The sequence below is a fragment of the Flavobacterium sp. 28YEA47A genome, assembly GCF_041262125.1.
In the GTDB taxonomy this organism is placed as follows: Bacteria; Bacteroidota; Bacteroidia; order Flavobacteriales; family Flavobacteriaceae; genus Flavobacterium.
In genome coordinates, this window is the sequence record NZ_JBGCCI010000006.1 from 210,907 (window position 1) to 226,058 (window position 15,152).

The 15,152-nt window shown below is 38.1% G+C and carries 14 protein-coding genes; 3 read left to right on the forward strand and 11 right to left on the reverse strand.

Translation table 11 applies throughout. From position 1 onward, the window contains the following. The first annotated feature begins 272 nt into the window (after positions 1-272). Both ABH942_RS10750 and ABH942_RS10755 read left to right on the forward strand, forming a co-directional pair. Positions 273-554, forward strand: coding sequence for a hypothetical protein (locus ABH942_RS10750; RefSeq protein WP_056065909.1), 282 nt, complete (start codon positions 273-275; stop codon positions 552-554). 31 nt (positions 555-585) lie between these two features. Then, entirely contained in the window at positions 586-846 is a 261-nt protein-coding gene (locus tag ABH942_RS10755; protein ID WP_370031831.1) for a hypothetical protein, read from the forward strand. A 73-nt stretch (positions 847-919) separates the two neighbouring features. Here the strand turns inward: ABH942_RS10755 and clpB are convergent, their stop codons facing one another. Then, a complete protein-coding gene (gene clpB / locus ABH942_RS10760) occupies positions 920-3,523 on the reverse strand; it encodes an ATP-dependent chaperone ClpB (RefSeq protein WP_370031833.1) in 2,604 nt (867 codons plus the stop codon). 127 nt (positions 3,524-3,650) lie between these two features. Between clpB and ytxJ the strand changes: the two genes are divergently transcribed. After that, entirely contained in the window at positions 3,651-4,052 is a 402-nt protein-coding gene (ytxJ, locus tag ABH942_RS10765) for a bacillithiol system redox-active protein YtxJ (protein WP_370031835.1), read from the forward strand. A gap of 238 nt (positions 4,053-4,290) precedes the next feature. Here ytxJ and argH read toward each other — a convergent pair whose 3' ends face one another. The 10 genes from argH to ABH942_RS10815 all read right to left on the reverse strand — a co-directional run bounded on the left by argH (position 4,291) and on the right by ABH942_RS10815 (position 15,138). Then, positions 4,291-5,574 carry an argininosuccinate lyase gene (gene argH / locus ABH942_RS10770; RefSeq protein ID WP_370031837.1) on the reverse strand — a complete coding sequence of 428 codons (1,284 nt, stop codon included), beginning with the start codon at positions 5,572-5,574 and terminating at the stop codon, positions 4,291-4,293. Positions 5,575-5,587: 13 nt separating this feature from the next. Continuing rightward, positions 5,588-6,679, reverse strand: coding sequence for a M20 family metallo-hydrolase (locus ABH942_RS10775; RefSeq protein ID WP_370031839.1), 1,092 nt, complete (start codon positions 6,677-6,679; stop codon positions 5,588-5,590). An 11-nt stretch (positions 6,680-6,690) separates the two neighbouring features. Next, positions 6,691-7,473 carry an acetylglutamate kinase gene (argB, locus tag ABH942_RS10780; RefSeq protein ID WP_370031841.1) on the reverse strand — a complete coding sequence of 261 codons (783 nt, stop codon included), beginning with the start codon at positions 7,471-7,473 and terminating at the stop codon, positions 6,691-6,693. Next, entirely contained in the window at positions 7,463-8,413 is a 951-nt protein-coding gene (locus ABH942_RS10785; RefSeq protein ID WP_370031843.1) for an N-acetylornithine carbamoyltransferase, read from the reverse strand. The genes argB and ABH942_RS10785 overlap by 11 nt, the downstream gene beginning before the upstream one ends. A 6-nt stretch (positions 8,414-8,419) precedes the next feature. Continuing rightward, entirely contained in the window at positions 8,420-9,556 is a 1,137-nt protein-coding gene (locus ABH942_RS10790; protein ID WP_370031845.1) for an aspartate aminotransferase family protein, read from the reverse strand. Positions 9,557-9,576: 20 nt separating this feature from the next. Then, positions 9,577-10,554, reverse strand: coding sequence for an N-acetyl-gamma-glutamyl-phosphate reductase (argC, locus tag ABH942_RS10795; protein WP_370031847.1), 978 nt, complete (start codon positions 10,552-10,554; stop codon positions 9,577-9,579). Further along, entirely contained in the window at positions 10,547-11,740 is a 1,194-nt protein-coding gene (locus tag ABH942_RS10800) for an argininosuccinate synthase (protein WP_370031849.1), read from the reverse strand. Before ABH942_RS10800 ends, argC begins: the two co-directional genes overlap by 8 nt. A gap of 4 nt (positions 11,741-11,744) precedes the next feature. After that, entirely contained in the window at positions 11,745-12,353 is a 609-nt protein-coding gene (locus ABH942_RS10805; RefSeq protein WP_139998227.1) for a GNAT family N-acetyltransferase, read from the reverse strand. Positions 12,354-12,809: 456 nt separating this feature from the next. Beyond that, positions 12,810-14,279 (reverse strand): N-acetylmuramoyl-L-alanine amidase, encoded by a 1,470-nt coding sequence (locus ABH942_RS10810; RefSeq protein ID WP_370031851.1) that lies wholly within the window; start codon positions 14,277-14,279, stop codon positions 12,810-12,812. Position 14,280: 1 nt separating this feature from the next. Next, entirely contained in the window at positions 14,281-15,138 is an 858-nt protein-coding gene (locus ABH942_RS10815) for a TolB family protein (RefSeq protein WP_370031853.1), read from the reverse strand. Between the last annotated feature and the right edge of the window lie 14 nt (positions 15,139-15,152).

Sequence of the window (15,152 nt, forward strand, 5' to 3'; positions counted from 1 at the left end):
AGACAATGTTTAAAAGATTTCACTTACTAGTGGACTATATTTTAGATGATTTTTTACAAGCGATTGCCTGTTTCAGAATTGTTAAAAATGGGAATTATATAAACTTAAATTTTATAGTATAAAACTTAAGGTTTTTTCTACGTTTTTAACATTTTTTTAATTGTTTTTTGCATAAAATTTAATACTTCATAATGGTATTTGTAAATTTAAAAAGCCAAATTTGTAAACACACCAACCTAAAATGATTACTAACCTAACCAAATCACAGCATTATGAAAAATCTAATCACATTATTAGGCATCAAAGAATTTATCATTGAAAACGAATTAACGGATAGTGTAATGCTTGTATTACATCCTAAAAATTTTGACGAGCTGGCGATGGAATACATTGTTAGCAATAATATGCAAATTGAAAGACCTTTCGAGGTTTTGGGTATATGTGTCATAGAGGACACTGACGGTGAAGTAGCTTATAATGAAATTGATATTCTGGAAATTGCTTATGACCACCATGAGGAATTTGAATACGAATACTTGAGGGCTGCTGTTTGATAATTTGCCACCAATTTAAACTTGACTTAATATGAACCGTTTAACCTTTGCCATTTCCACAGTTGGCCTGTTAATTTCTGGTTATGCACTTCCTGGAAGATTTGCAGATAATTCTTCAGAAATGGCCAGCTTATTGCTCAAAGGAGGTTTCATATTGCTATTTATTTGCTCTTTTATTGTAAATGGATATTGCATTATAAACTTTTTCAGAAAAAAACGAAGTTTCGGAAAAAGGAAGCATTATGGAATCCGTACCGTAAGGCAATATTATCCGCAGAGAAGCACACGTTAACAGCGAAATTCTTCTCAGCAAAAAAGCCTAACCAATTTATTTGGTTAGGCTTTTTTTATTGAGACAACTTACTTTATTCGCTTGCCAGTTCCGTTTGGTTTCTAAAGACCAGTTTTCCGTCAAAACTGTCCAAAAGGATAATACTGTCTGTTGTAACTTTTCCTGAAAGTATTTCTTTCGAAAGCTCATTCAAGACTTCTTTCTGGACAACTCTTTTTACCGGTCGTGCACCAAATTGCGGATCATAGCCTTTTTTAGCAAGGTAATCGATGGCTTCCGGAGTAGCATCGAGAGTAATGTTCTGCAATGCCAGCATCTTAGTAATGGATTTCAACTGAAGTCCCACAATTTCTTTAATGTTGCTCTCATTCAGCGGTGTAAACATCACAATATCATCAATCCTGTTGATAAATTCAGGACGTACGGTTTGCTTCAATAAAGCAAGCACTTCAACTTTGGCCGCTTCAATAGCACTTTCGACATTCCCTTTCAGGTTCTCGAATTTCTCTTGTATGATAGAGCTTCCCATGTTAGAAGTCATGATAATAATCGTATTCTTAAAATCGGCTAAACGACCTTTGTTATCCGTCAGACGTCCTTCATCCAATACTTGCAATAAAATGTTGAAAGTATCGGGATGCGCTTTTTCAATTTCATCAAGCAAGACAACAGAATATGGCTTTCTTCGAACTGCTTCTGTCAATTGTCCACCTTCATCATAACCTACATATCCCGGAGGTGCACCAACCAAACGGCTAACGCTGTGTCTTTCCTGATATTCGCTCATGTCGATTCTTGTCATGGCATTTTCATCATCAAACAAGTAGGATGCCAATGCTTTTGCCAATTCTGTTTTCCCTACACCGGTTGTTCCCAGGAATAGGAAAGAACCAATAGGTTTTTTAATGTCTTGTAATCCGGCACGGCTTCTTCTTACGGCATCACTTACTGCTTCAATAGCTTCTTCCTGGCCTACAACTCTTTTATGCAGTTCTTCTTCAAGGTGGAGTAGTTTTTCTCTTTCTCCTTGCAGCATTTTCATTACCGGTATCCCTGTCCATTTGGCAACAACCTCAGCAATATCTTCACGGGTTACTTCTTCTTTAATCAAAGAATGGCCTTCGTTTTCTTGTAATTGCTTTTGGAAAATATCCAATCGCTCCTGGGCTTCTTTGATTTTTCCGTAACGCAATTCGGCTACTTTTCCATAATCGCCTTCACGTTCTGCTCTTTCCGCTTCCAATTTGAAATTCTCGATTTCTGTTTTGGTAGCCTGAACATTATCAACAATGTCTTTCTCGCTTTTCCATTTGGCAAAAATCTCGTTGCGTTCTTCTTTTAGGTTTGCCAATTCCAAGCCCAGACTTTTCAACTTATTTTCGTCATTTTCGCGTTTGATAGCTTCCATTTCGATTTCAAGCTGCATTATTTTTCTATCCAAAACGTCGAGTTCTTCCGGTTTTGAATTAATTTCCATTCGGAGCTTAGAGGCCGCTTCGTCCATTAAGTCGATGGCCTTGTCTGGAAGAAAACGATTGGTTATATATCGCTGTGACAATTCTACAGCAGCAATAATAGCATCGTCTTTAATACGAACCTGATGGTGCGTTTCATACTTTTCTTTGATACCACGCAAGATAGAAATAGCACTTTCTGTATCCGGTTCATCAACCATAACTTTTTGGAAACGTCTTTCTAATGCCTTATCTTTTTCAAAATATTTTTGATATTCGTCTAATGTTGTTGCACCTATAGCCCTTAATTCGCCACGAGCCAGGGCAGGTTTCAATATGTTAGCGGCATCCATTGCGCCTTCACCACCTCCGGCACCTACCAGAGTATGGATTTCGTCAATGAAAAGGACAATATCGCCTTCTGCTGATGTTACTTCTTTTACAACCGATTTCAGCCTTTCCTCAAATTCTCCTTTGTATTTGGCACCGGCAATTAAAGCTCCCATATCCAAAGAGTAAACAATCTTGTCTTTTAGGTTTTCAGGTACGTCACCATCAACAATTCTGTGTGCAAGTCCTTCGGCAATTGCCGTTTTACCAACACCTGGTTCTCCAACAAGCATAGGGTTATTTTTTGTCCTTCTCGTTAGAATTTGCAAAACCCTGCGGATTTCTTCATCTCTACCAATAACAGGATCGAGTTTTCCGCTACTAGCCAGTTCGTTTAGGTTTTTAGCGTATTTGTTTAAAGAATTATACGTTTCTTCGGCCGAAGCTGAAGTAACTCTATCACCCTTACGGAGTTCATCAATAGCGGCTTTTAGCCCTTTTTCAGTAACTCCCTGGTCTTTTAAAATTTGAGCGATTTTACTTTTTGAATTGAAAATAGCCAATAAAAGATGTTCGATAGATACAAATTCATCATTCATCTTTTTGGCAATGGTAGCGGCATTACTCAACGTGCTCGATGCTTCTCTGGAAAGCATGATATCACCTCCTGAAACTTTCGGGAAGGATTGCAGCGTACTATCCAAAATCTGCTGTAAAAGCCCCAGATTTACATTGAGTTTTTTAAGCAGGAACGGAGTAACGTTTTCATCTACTTCAAAGATTGCCTTTACGATATGTTCGTTTTCAATCTGTTGGTTTCCAAAACTTTGAGCAATTTGCTGAGCCCTTTGGATTGCTTCTTGAGATTTTATGGTAAAATTATTAAAGTTCATAGATTAAATTTTTAAATTTGATAAAGTCATCTCAATTTATATTCCAATAGGGGAAATCTGACAAAATGGCTTAAAACAGAGTGTTTTTATTAATTTAACAAGACAAAAAGTCTTAAATCCTGACGAAATGAGTTTTTTTGATAAATTTTTTGGTAATACAGATAAATCAGATAATAAAGATACGAATCAAATTGGCTTCAATTGGAATGATTTAACAGAATTAAAACAATTGGATTCTATCATAGAAGAGTCGGAAGAAAAGCCGGTAGTTATCTTTAAGCATAGCACGCGCTGTAGCATCAGCAGGATGGCACTGAAGAATTTTGAAAGAGAATATAAAGCAGACAATAATGATGCATCGCTTTACTTTTTGGATCTCTTGAATTACCGTGATATTTCAAATGAAATCGCACAACGTTTCCATGTGATCCATCAGTCGCCTCAATTACTGCTGATTAAAAATGGGAAATCAGTTTATGATGTTTCGCATAGTGCTATTGATGCAGAGGCTTTGGAGAATAAGCTGTAAAAGAGGTGCTAAGGTACTGAGGTTCTATCGTTTTGTGTTTTATTCGTAAATGGGAAAGTTATTGAAATAAGTTTTTATTTATTATTTAGATAAAACAGGTACTAAGGCTCTAAGGTGCCGAGTTTTTTGAGTTTTATGAATGATAGTCATCTGTTTTACAATGGGAAAACAAGATTTGTATAATATAAACTTTATACCTCAAGCTCTTAAAACCTTAGCACCTCAGAACCTTACTGCCTCAGCACCTATTTTCCTCCATCTTCAAAACAATCTCCTCCAAACATAAATTATTGATACTACCTTCATGTGTATGCACTGTTTTTTTTGAAGGTTCGTAGTTGCCTTCTTCAATTTGCGTAGCAATGATTTTATAAGCATCTCTGAACGGAATTCCCTGTTGAACCAGTTCGTTCAAATTATCAACTGTAAACAGATAATCGTATTTTTTATCATCAAGTATAGACGTATTGACCTGAATGTCTTTTAAAGAAAAACAGGCAATTTCCAGACATGATTTTAAATTCTGGATAGCAGGAAAAAGTCCTTCTTTTAATAATTGGAAATCTCTGTGATAGCCGCTTGGCAAATTGTTTGTAAGCAACGTGATTTCATACGGCAAAGCCTGTATTTTATTACATTTTGCCCTGATAAGTTCAAAAACATCCGGGTTTTTCTTGTGAGGCATGATACTGGAGCCTGTTGTCAGATGGTTCGGAAGGCTTATAAAGTTAAAATTCTGGCTCATATACAGGCAAACATCCATAGCAAGTTTGGATAAGGTTGCAGCCAATCCGGAAAATGCGAATGAAACTGTTTTCTCCGCTTTTCCACGACTCATTTGCGCAGCTACGGAATTGTATTTCAATATTGAAAAACCTAATTCCTGAGTGGTAAATGTCCTGTCAATCGGAAAGGAACTTCCATATCCGGCAGCAGAACCCAACGGATTTTGGTCTACTATTTTTTGCGCCGCATTTAGCATAACCATATCGTCAATAAGTAATTCAGCATAGGCAGAAAACCACATTCCAAAAGAAGATGGCATAGCAATCTGCAAATGTGTGTAGCCGGGAAGAATGATATCTTCATGTTTTTTGCTCAGTAAAATCAGCAAATCGAAAAGTTCCTTTGTCAATTTTTTGACCGATGTGATTTCCTCTTTCAGATAAAGGTGGATATCCACCAAAACCTGATCGTTTCTGGAACGAGCCGTATGGATTTTTTTCCCGGCTTCACCTAATTTTTCTGTCAAAAGATATTCTATTTTAGAATGTACATCTTCAAAAGTATCTTCAATCGTAAAGTTTCCTTGTCTTATCTGTGCCAGAATATCTTCTAAAGCCAGTACCAAGTCGGTTGTTTCCTTTTCAGTCAGGATGTTTATTTTACCCAACATTTTGGCATGTGCAATAGAACCCAAGGCATCATATTTTGCCAGGACTAAATCCAGTTCCCTGTCGTTTCCAACCGTAAAAAGATCTATTTTCTGGTCGGTAGGTATTCCTTTTTCCCAAAGTTTCATAGTGTTGTGTTGTTTAGGTAATTGTGTTGTTTAGATTAAAAAAATCTGATAAAATTTTGGTGTATAAGTGAATACCTTCCCTTATTTCTTCCAGATAAATAAATTCATTAGCAGTATGCGAACGTAGCGAATCGCCAGGTCCTAGTTTCATGGATTGGCAATTCAAAACGGATTGGTCAGACAGCGTAGGTGAGCCGTATGTTTTTCTTCCCAAAGAAATCCCAGCCTGTACCAAAGGATGATTTTTGTCAATCGAAGAAGCGTTCAGGTTCATCGACCTCGGGCTTATTTTTCCTTTGATATGCTGCTGAACGATTTTCAGGATTTCTTCATTAGAATAGCAATCGTTTACACGAATATCTACAACGAGGCTGCATTCTGAAGGTACTACATTGTGTTGTTTTCCGGCATTGATCTGTGTAACGGTCATTTTTACAGGACCTAATACTTCAGATATCTTTTCAAATTCATATGTCCTGAACCATTCAATAGCAGAAAGTGCATTGTAAATAGGGTTGTCTGTATTTTGATGTGCCGCATGGCTCGCTGTTCCGGGAATAATGATATCCAGAACAAGAAGTCCCTTTTCTGCAATTGCCAGCTGCATCTGCGTTGGTTCGCCCACAATGGCGCATTCAATTTCGGGAAGATGCTTCAATAAGCCATTCAACCCGTTTGGACCGCTGCTTTCTTCTTCGGCGGTTCCGGCAAATAAAAGATTGTAAGGAAGATTCTCATGAGCATAAAAATGAGTGAACGTAGCCAGTAAAGACACAAGGCAGCCACCGGCATCATTGCTCCCGAGACCAAATAATTTTCCATCTTTTTCAATAGCCTCAAACGGATTTAAAGTATAGCCTTCGTTTGGTTTTACCGTATCATGATGAGAATTCAGAAGTAGTGTAGGTTTTGATGCGTCAAAATGCAAATTTACAGCCCAGACATTGTTGTTTTCTCTTTGAAACGGAATGGAATTATTTTGAAACCAGCTTTCCAGCAAAAGTGCTGTTTGGGCTTCTTCCGATGAAAAAGACGGCGTCTCGATAAGCTGTTTTAATAAACTGATGGCTTCGGTGGTCAATATTTCGATGCTTTTATGCGTCATGGTTTTTCTCTTTATAATTTTATTTGGGTAGCAGTTGCCTTATTTTTCAGTGCTTTTTGATTTCCAATTACAATAGTATGAACGCCATTGTTTAATGATTTGAAGCAATTTTCTAGTTTTGGCAACATTCCCGAATGGATTGTCTGGTCGTTTTTCAAGATTTCGTATTTTTCAAAATCAAGAACTTCAATAACAGAATTTTCCTCCTCAGGATCAAGTAAAACGCCTTTTTTCTCAAAACAATAGATCAGTTCCACATCATATTCTTTGGATAAGGAAATGGCAATTTCTGCGGCAATCGTATCGGCATTTGTATTTAATAACTGGCCTTTTCCGTCATGTGTGATAGCAGAAAAAACGGGTAAGCAGTTTTGCAATAACAATGCAGAAATCAGCTTGTTATTTACATGAATTACATCGCCTACATATCCAAAATCGATTTCCATATTTTTCCTTTTTTCCGATTGGATGAGGTTACCATCCGCACCGGAAAATCCCATGCTGTTTGTGCCTAATTGTTGCAGCTTAGCTACAATCTGCTTATTCAATAAACCAGAATAAGTCATGACTGCAACATCGAGCATGGCTTTGTCAGTAATTCTTCTTCCGTTTGAAAAAGAAGGTTTTAATCCTAGTTTCTCGGCTATTTCGCTGGCTTTTTTTCCTCCGCCATGCACCAAGATTTTATGTCCTTCCAGTTCGGAAAAATCAGTAAGGAATTCTGATAAGAGCTGTTCGTTATCAATAACGTTACCACCGATTTTTACAATACTAAGACTAGGTTTATTTTCCATCTTCCAGAATTTTTGTCAATACTGCCTGTGCAGCAAAAGTTCTGTTATTGGCCTGTGAAATAACAATAGAGCTGTCACCATCTAAAACTTCATCAGAAACAATCATATTTCTTCTAACCGGAAGGCAATGTAGGAATTTGGCATTAGCTGTTAGTTCCATTTTTTCTTGCGTGACGGTCCAATCCATGTCTTTAGAAAGGATTTTTCCATAATCGTTATAAGCGCTCCAGTTCTTAGCATAGATAAAATCGGCATTTTTGAAAGCCTCATCCTGATCGTTTGTGATTGTTGCTCCTTTAGTGATTTCAGGATTTAGTTCATAACCTTCGGGATGTGCAATTACAAGCTCATAACCGGAAAGTTTCATAATCTTGACAAAAGAATTCGGCACGGCATGAGGCAAAGCCTTAGGATGCGGAGCCCACGTCAGGACTACTTTGGGTTTTCTTTTGGTTTTGTATTCCTGAATGGTCAGTGCATCTGCAACGGCCTGAAGCGGATGTTCAGTCGCACCTTCCAGGCTGATTACCGGAACAGAAGCATATTTTGTAAAAGCGCTGATGACTTGTTCTTCTTCGTCTTTTTCTTTATCGGTCAGGGTAGGGAAGCTCCTTACGCCAACAATATCACAGTATTGAGAAATAACTTGCGCTGCTTCTTTGATGTGTTCTGCTTTATTGCCGTCCATAATCGTACCGTCTTCAAATTCTAGCGACCAACCTTCTGTGTTGAGGTTCATCACGATACAGTCCATTCCAAGATTTAAAGCGGCTTTTTGTGTACTTAATCTTGTTCTGAGACTTGGGTTGAAAAACAACAGGCCCAGCGTTTTATTTTTACCCAAATCGGGATTTCCAAATGGATCAGATTTGATTTTTTTGGCAGTTAAAATCAGTTCGTCCAAATCATTTATATCGTCTACAGTAGTGAACTTTTTCATTTTGTTTTAATTTAAAGATTGCAATGCATTTTTTAGTCCGATAACAAATCGGTCAATTTCGGTTTCAGTGATAAGAAGTGGCGGAAGTATCCTTAGCAGATTTTTTTGGGAAGCATTTCCTGTAAAGATAAATTGCTCATAAACCAATTTCTTACGCAGTTCTGTAACATCAAAATCAAACTCCAGACCCAGCATCAGGCCTTTTCCTTTTATCTTTTTTACCTGAGGGATTTTTGAAACCACCTCGATAAAATAACCGGATTGTTTTTTTACATTTTCTAAAACGGCTTCTTTTTCGATTATTTCTAAAACTGCTAATGCAGATGCGCAGGCAAGATGGTTACCGCCAAAAGTGGTTCCAAGCAAGCCAAAAGAGGCAGTGAATTTTGGACTGATAAGCAGCCCGCCAATAGGAAATCCGTTACCCATGCCTTTTGCCATCGTAATAATATCAGGCTTGATGTTGTGGTGCTGGTGCGCAAAGAACTTTCCGGAACGCCCGTAGCCGCTTTGGATTTCATCTAAAATCAGGATAATGTTATTGGTATTGCAGATTTCTTCTAATCCTTGAAAAAACCCGGTAGTTCCTTCGTCAAGCCCGCCAACACCTTGGATTCCTTCAATAATGATTGCTGAGATTTTATTTTCTGAAACTGCTTTTTTAACCAATTCCATATCGTTTAGCGGTAAAAACAGAACCTCATGATTGGCGTTAATTGGCGCTATGATAGATGGATTGTCGGTTACGGCAACAGCAGCAGAAGTTCGTCCGTGAAAGCTTTTATGAAAAGCAATCACTTTTGATTTTTTATTATAAAAAGAGGCCAGTTTTAGTGCATTTTCATTGGCTTCTGCACCTGAATTGCATAAAAACACACTATAATCAGGATAGGCTGATAGTTCACCTAATTTCTTTGCAAAGGTCTCTTGTAACGGATTTTGAATTGAATTAGAATAAAACCCTATTTTTTCAACCTGTGACTGGATGGCTTTCACATAGTCTGGATGCGAATGTCCTACCGATATCACGCCATGACCGCCATAAAAATCAAGATATTCCTGGTTTTTGTCGTCCCATACTTTGGCTCCTAAGGCTTTGGTTGGTGTAATGTTATATATTGGATATACGTTAAATAAGCTCATTTTCTTTTACTTTTTAGGGTTTAAAAACCGCTGGGTTTTAATTTTAATCCTGTCGTTTCTTCAAGTCCAAACATTAGGTTCATGTTCTGTACAGCCTGTCCTGATGCTCCTTTCAACAGATTGTCGATAATTGAAGTCACCAAAAGATAATCTCCTTTTTTCTCCAGGCTAAGGATGCATTTGTTGGTCTGTATTGCCATTTTTAGGCTGATGTCTTCAGTAGTAACCCATACAAAAGGATGTTCTTTATAAAAATTCTGATACAGATCAATCAATTCCTCTTCGCTCTTGCTTGTTTTGGTATAGAGTGTTGCAAAAATCCCTCTGGTAAATTCGCCACGATTCGGGATGAACAGTATTTCTTTTCCAAAGTCATTTTGTAAGCTGCTCAGGCTTTGTTTTATCTCTGCCAGATGTTGGTGCTCAAAAGTTTTGTAATGGGAAATATTTGAATTTCTCCAACTATGGTGCGTGGTTTCTGAGAGCTGTACTCCGGCTCCGGTACTTCCGGTAACGGCATTGACATGAATATCGTTTTCTAACAAGCTGTTTGAAGCCAAAGGCAAAAGAGCAAGCTGGATAGCTGTTGCAAAACATCCCGGATTGGCAATGTATTTTGCGGTAGCTATTTTATTTCTATTCAGCTCCGGCAGGCCGTATATAAAAGCATTAGAATTAAAATTCGCATCATAGTCAAGACGGAAATCATTACTCAGGTCGATGATTCTGGTATGCAAAGCAAATTCGTTATTTTCTAAAAAGGCTTTGGATTTTCCGTGTCCCAAGCATAGAAATACGACATTTGCATCAGGATTGATTTTGTTTGTAAATACCAAATCGGTTTCGCCTATCAAATCTGGATGTGCCGCTGTTAAAGGTTTTCCCGCCTGTGAGGTGCTGAAAACAAAATCAATTTCTACTTTTGGATGGTTTACCAGAATTCGAAGCAATTCGCCCGAAGTATAACCGGCACCTCCAATAATTCCTACTTTAATCATAATCGACGGAATTTACTTGTGAATAAATAGATTGGGCATTGCCAAGAATCTTGATAAAACCTTTGGCATCGTCAGCCGTCCAGGCATTGTTTATTTCACCATATTGGCCAAATTTGCTATTCATCAGGTCGTGTTCGGATTCGATTCCGTCCAATGAAAAATGATACGGTTTTAGGGTTACAGTAACAGTTCCTGTCACATTTTTTTGCGTATCTTCTAAAAAGGTTTCGATGTTTCTCATCACAGGGTCTAAAAATTGTCCTTCATGAAATAGCATACCGTACCAATTGCCCAACTGCTCTTTCCAATATTGCTGCCATTTCCCAAGCGTATGTTTTTCCAACAAGTGGTGCGCTTTTAGGATAATCAGTGGAGCTGCTGCTTCAAAACCAACTCTTCCTTTGATGCCGATAATCGTATCACCAACATGAGTGTCTCTTCCAATAGCAAAGGCACTGGCTAATTTTTCCAACTTAGTAATAATGGCCGATGGTTTGTCAAATTCATTGTTAAGACCAATGATTTCTCCCTTTTTGAAATGAAGTGTTATTTTTTTTGGTTCTGTTTTTTGAAGCTGTGATGGATAAGCACTTTCAGGTAATGAAAGATTGGATGTCAATGTTTCTTTGCCGCCAACGCTTGTTCCCCAGATGCCTTTATTGATTGAATATTGTGCTTTTTCCCAGGAATAATCCACGCCATTTTTCTGAAGGTAATCTACTTCTTCCTGACGCGACAATTTCAAATCTCTGATAGGCGTAATGATTTCCAATTCGGGTGCAATTGTCTGGAAAATCAGGTCAAAACGGATCTGGTCGTTTCCGGCACCGGTACTGCCATGAGCAATAGCCGAAGCGCCTATTTTTTTTGCATATTTTACGGTTTCTATAGCCTGAAAAACTCTTTCTGCACTTACAGATAGGGGATAGGTGTTGTTTTTTAGTACATTTCCAAAGACTAAAAATTTGATGGCTTTTTCATAGTAATGATCAATGATATCCAGATTGATATGCTGAGCGCTTCCCAATTCATAAGCTCTTTTTTCAATAGCGCTCAATTCTTCGGTATCAAAACCTCCTGTGTTTATCAGTATGGTGTGTACTTCCAGTTGCTTTTCATTTTTCAGATATTTTAGGCAGAATGAGGTATCCAAACCGCCGCTATAGGCTAAAACTACTTTTTTCATTAGATTATTTTTTTAGAAATGTCTGCTTGATTTGTTTCAATCTTGTCAGCACTTTTTTATTGAATTTCACTTCTTCCGGCTTTTTGTTTTCCGGATCATAAAGCATCCCTGTACAAAGGCACATTTTGAATTCTTTACGTTCCAGGATGTCATAATTGGTGCAACCTTTGCATCCAGCCCAAAAAGTAGGATCGGCAGTCAATTCAGAAAAAGGAACGGGTTTGTATCCCAAATCGGAATTGATTTTCATTACTGCCAGACCTGTAGTAATTCCGAAAATTTTTGCTCCCGGATATTTTTCCTGTGAATACTCAAAGACTTTCGTCTTGATTTTTTTTGCAAGCCCGAGATGACGAAAATCAGGATGAACAATCAGCCCGGAATTGGCTACAAACTGGCCGTGTTCCCAGCTTTCAATGTAACAGAAACCTGCGAATTTTCCATTTTCCAAAGCGATTATGGCGTCGTTGTTTTGCATCTTTTTCTGGATGTATTCTGGCGACCTTTTTGCAATTCCGGTACCTCTCAAAAGTGCCGAAGCTTCCATGGTATCGCAAATTTCTTGCGCGAACTTATAGTGCTCTTTTTGAGCAATACAGATGGTTACATTCATTTTTCAAATGTAAGATTGGGTTAAAAAATAAGATGATTATAAAGACTGCGGAGGGAAGAAACAGGACGGACCTATTTCATAGAAATATAGCAGACCTATGGCCGGAAATTGGCCGAAGCTGAAAAAAATAATGATAGTGTAGTAAAGTCAGGATAGTTGTATCCCTTTAAAATGATTGGAAATTTCAAAACTGAAAAATGAAAAAATGAATAAAAGTTTCGGACTCGTTAAACTTTGGCGGTACAGATTATGACCGCACAACCCGCAAAGTTTGTGCAGGAAATGTCCGTAGGATAGAAGTTGTATGTAACTTGTAATTATTCATCGGTGCAAATGTACACAAAAAATATAATAATTTTCAGTGTTGATTGTTTTTAACAAAATGTTGTATAAATGTAACAAAAAAATCTGGAGCCTTTTGGACTCCAGATTTCTATTTTGGATTAAAAAAGAGTATTAGTTTTTGATAATCTTTTTAGTAAACTCTTGATTATCTGTTGTTACGTTGATAATGTAAGTTCCAGATGGAAGTCTTGAAATATCGACAGCTGTCTCTAAACGTCCATCGCTTTCGATATTTTTCGATTCTATTACTTTGCCTGTAATATCATATATCGAATAATGAACGTCGCTTGCTGAAGTTTTATCAACGGTAATTGTAAACTGTCCGCTGTTTGGATTTGGATAGATTTTCACATCCAATTCAACAGATTTTCCTATAGGACCTGCAGCTTTGGCAGAACAACTTATAGCAGTTCGGCTTAGTGTTCCGTTAGAATTGTTGATAGAACCATTGGCATTTTTCGCCTTGATATAGTAAGAATAGCTGGTTCCGGCAGTAATCAGATAGGTGTTCAGGAATGCATTTCCTGTAACGTCTGGAGCATATAGGTTTCCGTTTCTGTAAATGTCATAAGAAGTAGCATTGCTGGAAGTTGTCCAGGTAACATTGATGGCGCTTTGTGTTCCGCTGCAAGTTGCTGTTGCTGACATTGTGAAACTTCCCGGTGTTGCATTACATACCAGTGTAGCGGCTGAAAGTGTTCCGTTGGAGTTTGTTCTTGTTCCAGAAGCATTTTTAGCAATAACATAATAGGTGTAAGTTGTTCCGCCAGTTACAAGCGTGTTGATGTATTGTGTTCCGGTAATATTACTAGCGTATAGTGCACCGTTTCTGTAAATATCATATCCAGTTGCATTGCTTGAAGCTGTCCAGTTTAAACGGTTTTGGGTAGCAGTTCCGCTACATTCTGGCGTAAGCGTAAGCGAGAAAGTTCCCGGAGCGGCTACAGCAGTACAAGTAAGGTTTAGGTTGGATTTGAAAGCATTAAAGTACGCAAGAGCAAAGCTGTCTCTCCAGGTGTTGCTGTTTAATTTTGCTGCATCTGCTGTTGTATCGACAAAACCGATTTCATTCAAACATGCAGTAGCAGAAGAATACCTTAGAACTCCCAAATGGTAGGCTAAAAAGCTGTTGTCTTCTACACAACGTCTGTTAGTCCAGGAACCATGTGTTACCATATCGGCCTGAATTTTTTGCGCAAAAGCAATATCAGGAGCAGTATCGGTATCATCAGCAGTACAGTAGAAGGTTTCAGTTCCTGTTCCTCCACCTGCATTACAGTGGATACTTAAAAGACGGTCGGCATTCCAGTTATTAGACATTGTAGCTCTCTGGTTAACAGAAATCCATCCGTTTACATTGGTTGTTCTTGTAAGATGCACTGTCCATGTACAGCTGTTATCAATCAGGGCTTTCGTTTTTTGTGCAACAGCAAGAGCCGTTTCTATTTCAGTGGCCGTTCTTCCGTCAGGATTGTCACTAGTGCTGGTTCCATAACCATGACCCGCATCAAGTACAACAATCTGTGCGTTTATTCCTAATGAGCATAGCAATAAACCAAATATAAAGGCTATTTTTTTCATCTTAATTCATTTTTAGAGTTGCGATAAAGAGTCTTCCGGTCTTGTCATCTGAGAAAATGACTTTGTCTTTGTGGATGGTCGGAAACATTTCAAAAATCACTTCAGTATTCGTAATCTTTTTAGTCTTGGCTTTCTCAACATCAAAAAGATACAATTCTGAATTGCTAACGGTATGTCCGTTTTCGCTTTCGTCTAAAAACCCGATAAGATAGGAGTCGTCCTCAGACCAGGCGGTGGCGATTCCTGTTCCGATTTTTCTGCCTTTGGTTTTTCCGTCAATATCATAAATATAGATATCGGCTCCGTTATGTACGGCTACTTTTTTGCCATCGTTAGAAATGATAGCGTTGTAGAATTGGCCTTCATCATTGGTTACAACCCATTGTCTTGAAGTAGACAGGTCTTTGGCTTCTATTTTTAAGTTAGCCAGATTGGTATACACCACGATCTGCTTATCTCCTTTTTTTGAAACGCCCCTGTATGACGGCAGGTAGTTAGGATCAATGTTTTCTGCCCTTTTTGAATAGTTGTCGCGGACATTATAGTTAATGACCTTGGCATTTGAGAAATATTCCTTATCGGTTTTTTCCCTAAAATAGAAAGAATCGCCTGATTTGTCCCAAACATAAGCATAACCGCTACCCGGTTTGTCTGAAATAGGCTTTACAGTGTTGGTTTTCATTTCCAGAAGATAGACACCTTTAAGATGTTCTCCGGTTAAAAGGACATATTCTCCTGTTGGAGAAAAAAGAGGATTGGTGTAAAAACCGTCTACCTCAATGCGTTCAAAATCTTCGATCTTTTGCGCATACACCGATAAGCCCATAAGGAATGAGCATAGCATAGTAGTTTTATTCATAATTGATAAATTTA

Coding starts and splice junctions, on each gene's coding strand:
- ABH942_RS10750 (WP_056065909.1), top strand. CDS start 273: ATGAAAAATCTAATCACATTATTAGGCATCAAAGAATTTATCATTGAA.
- ABH942_RS10755 (WP_370031831.1), top strand. CDS start 586: ATGAACCGTTTAACCTTTGCCATTTCCACAGTTGGCCTGTTAATTTCT.
- clpB (WP_370031833.1), bottom strand. CDS start 3,523: ATGAACTTTAATAATTTTACCATAAAATCTCAAGAAGCAATCCAAAGG.
- ytxJ (WP_370031835.1), top strand. CDS start 3,651: ATGAGTTTTTTTGATAAATTTTTTGGTAATACAGATAAATCAGATAAT.
- argH (WP_370031837.1), bottom strand. CDS start 5,574: ATGAAACTTTGGGAAAAAGGAATACCTACCGACCAGAAAATAGATCTT.
- ABH942_RS10775 (WP_370031839.1), bottom strand. CDS start 6,679: ATGACGCATAAAAGCATCGAAATATTGACCACCGAAGCCATCAGTTTA.
- argB (WP_370031841.1), bottom strand. CDS start 7,473: ATGGAAAATAAACCTAGTCTTAGTATTGTAAAAATCGGTGGTAACGTT.
- ABH942_RS10785 (WP_370031843.1), bottom strand. CDS start 8,413: ATGAAAAAGTTCACTACTGTAGACGATATAAATGATTTGGACGAACTG.
- ABH942_RS10790 (WP_370031845.1), bottom strand. CDS start 9,556: ATGAGCTTATTTAACGTATATCCAATATATAACATTACACCAACCAAA.
- argC (WP_370031847.1), bottom strand. CDS start 10,554: ATGATTAAAGTAGGAATTATTGGAGGTGCCGGTTATACTTCGGGCGAA.
- ABH942_RS10800 (WP_370031849.1), bottom strand. CDS start 11,740: ATGAAAAAAGTAGTTTTAGCCTATAGCGGCGGTTTGGATACCTCATTC.
- ABH942_RS10805 (WP_139998227.1), bottom strand. CDS start 12,353: ATGAATGTAACCATCTGTATTGCTCAAAAAGAGCACTATAAGTTCGCG.
- ABH942_RS10810 (WP_370031851.1), bottom strand. CDS start 14,279: ATGAAAAAAATAGCCTTTATATTTGGTTTATTGCTATGCTCATTAGGA.
- ABH942_RS10815 (WP_370031853.1), bottom strand. CDS start 15,138: ATGAATAAAACTACTATGCTATGCTCATTCCTTATGGGCTTATCGGTG.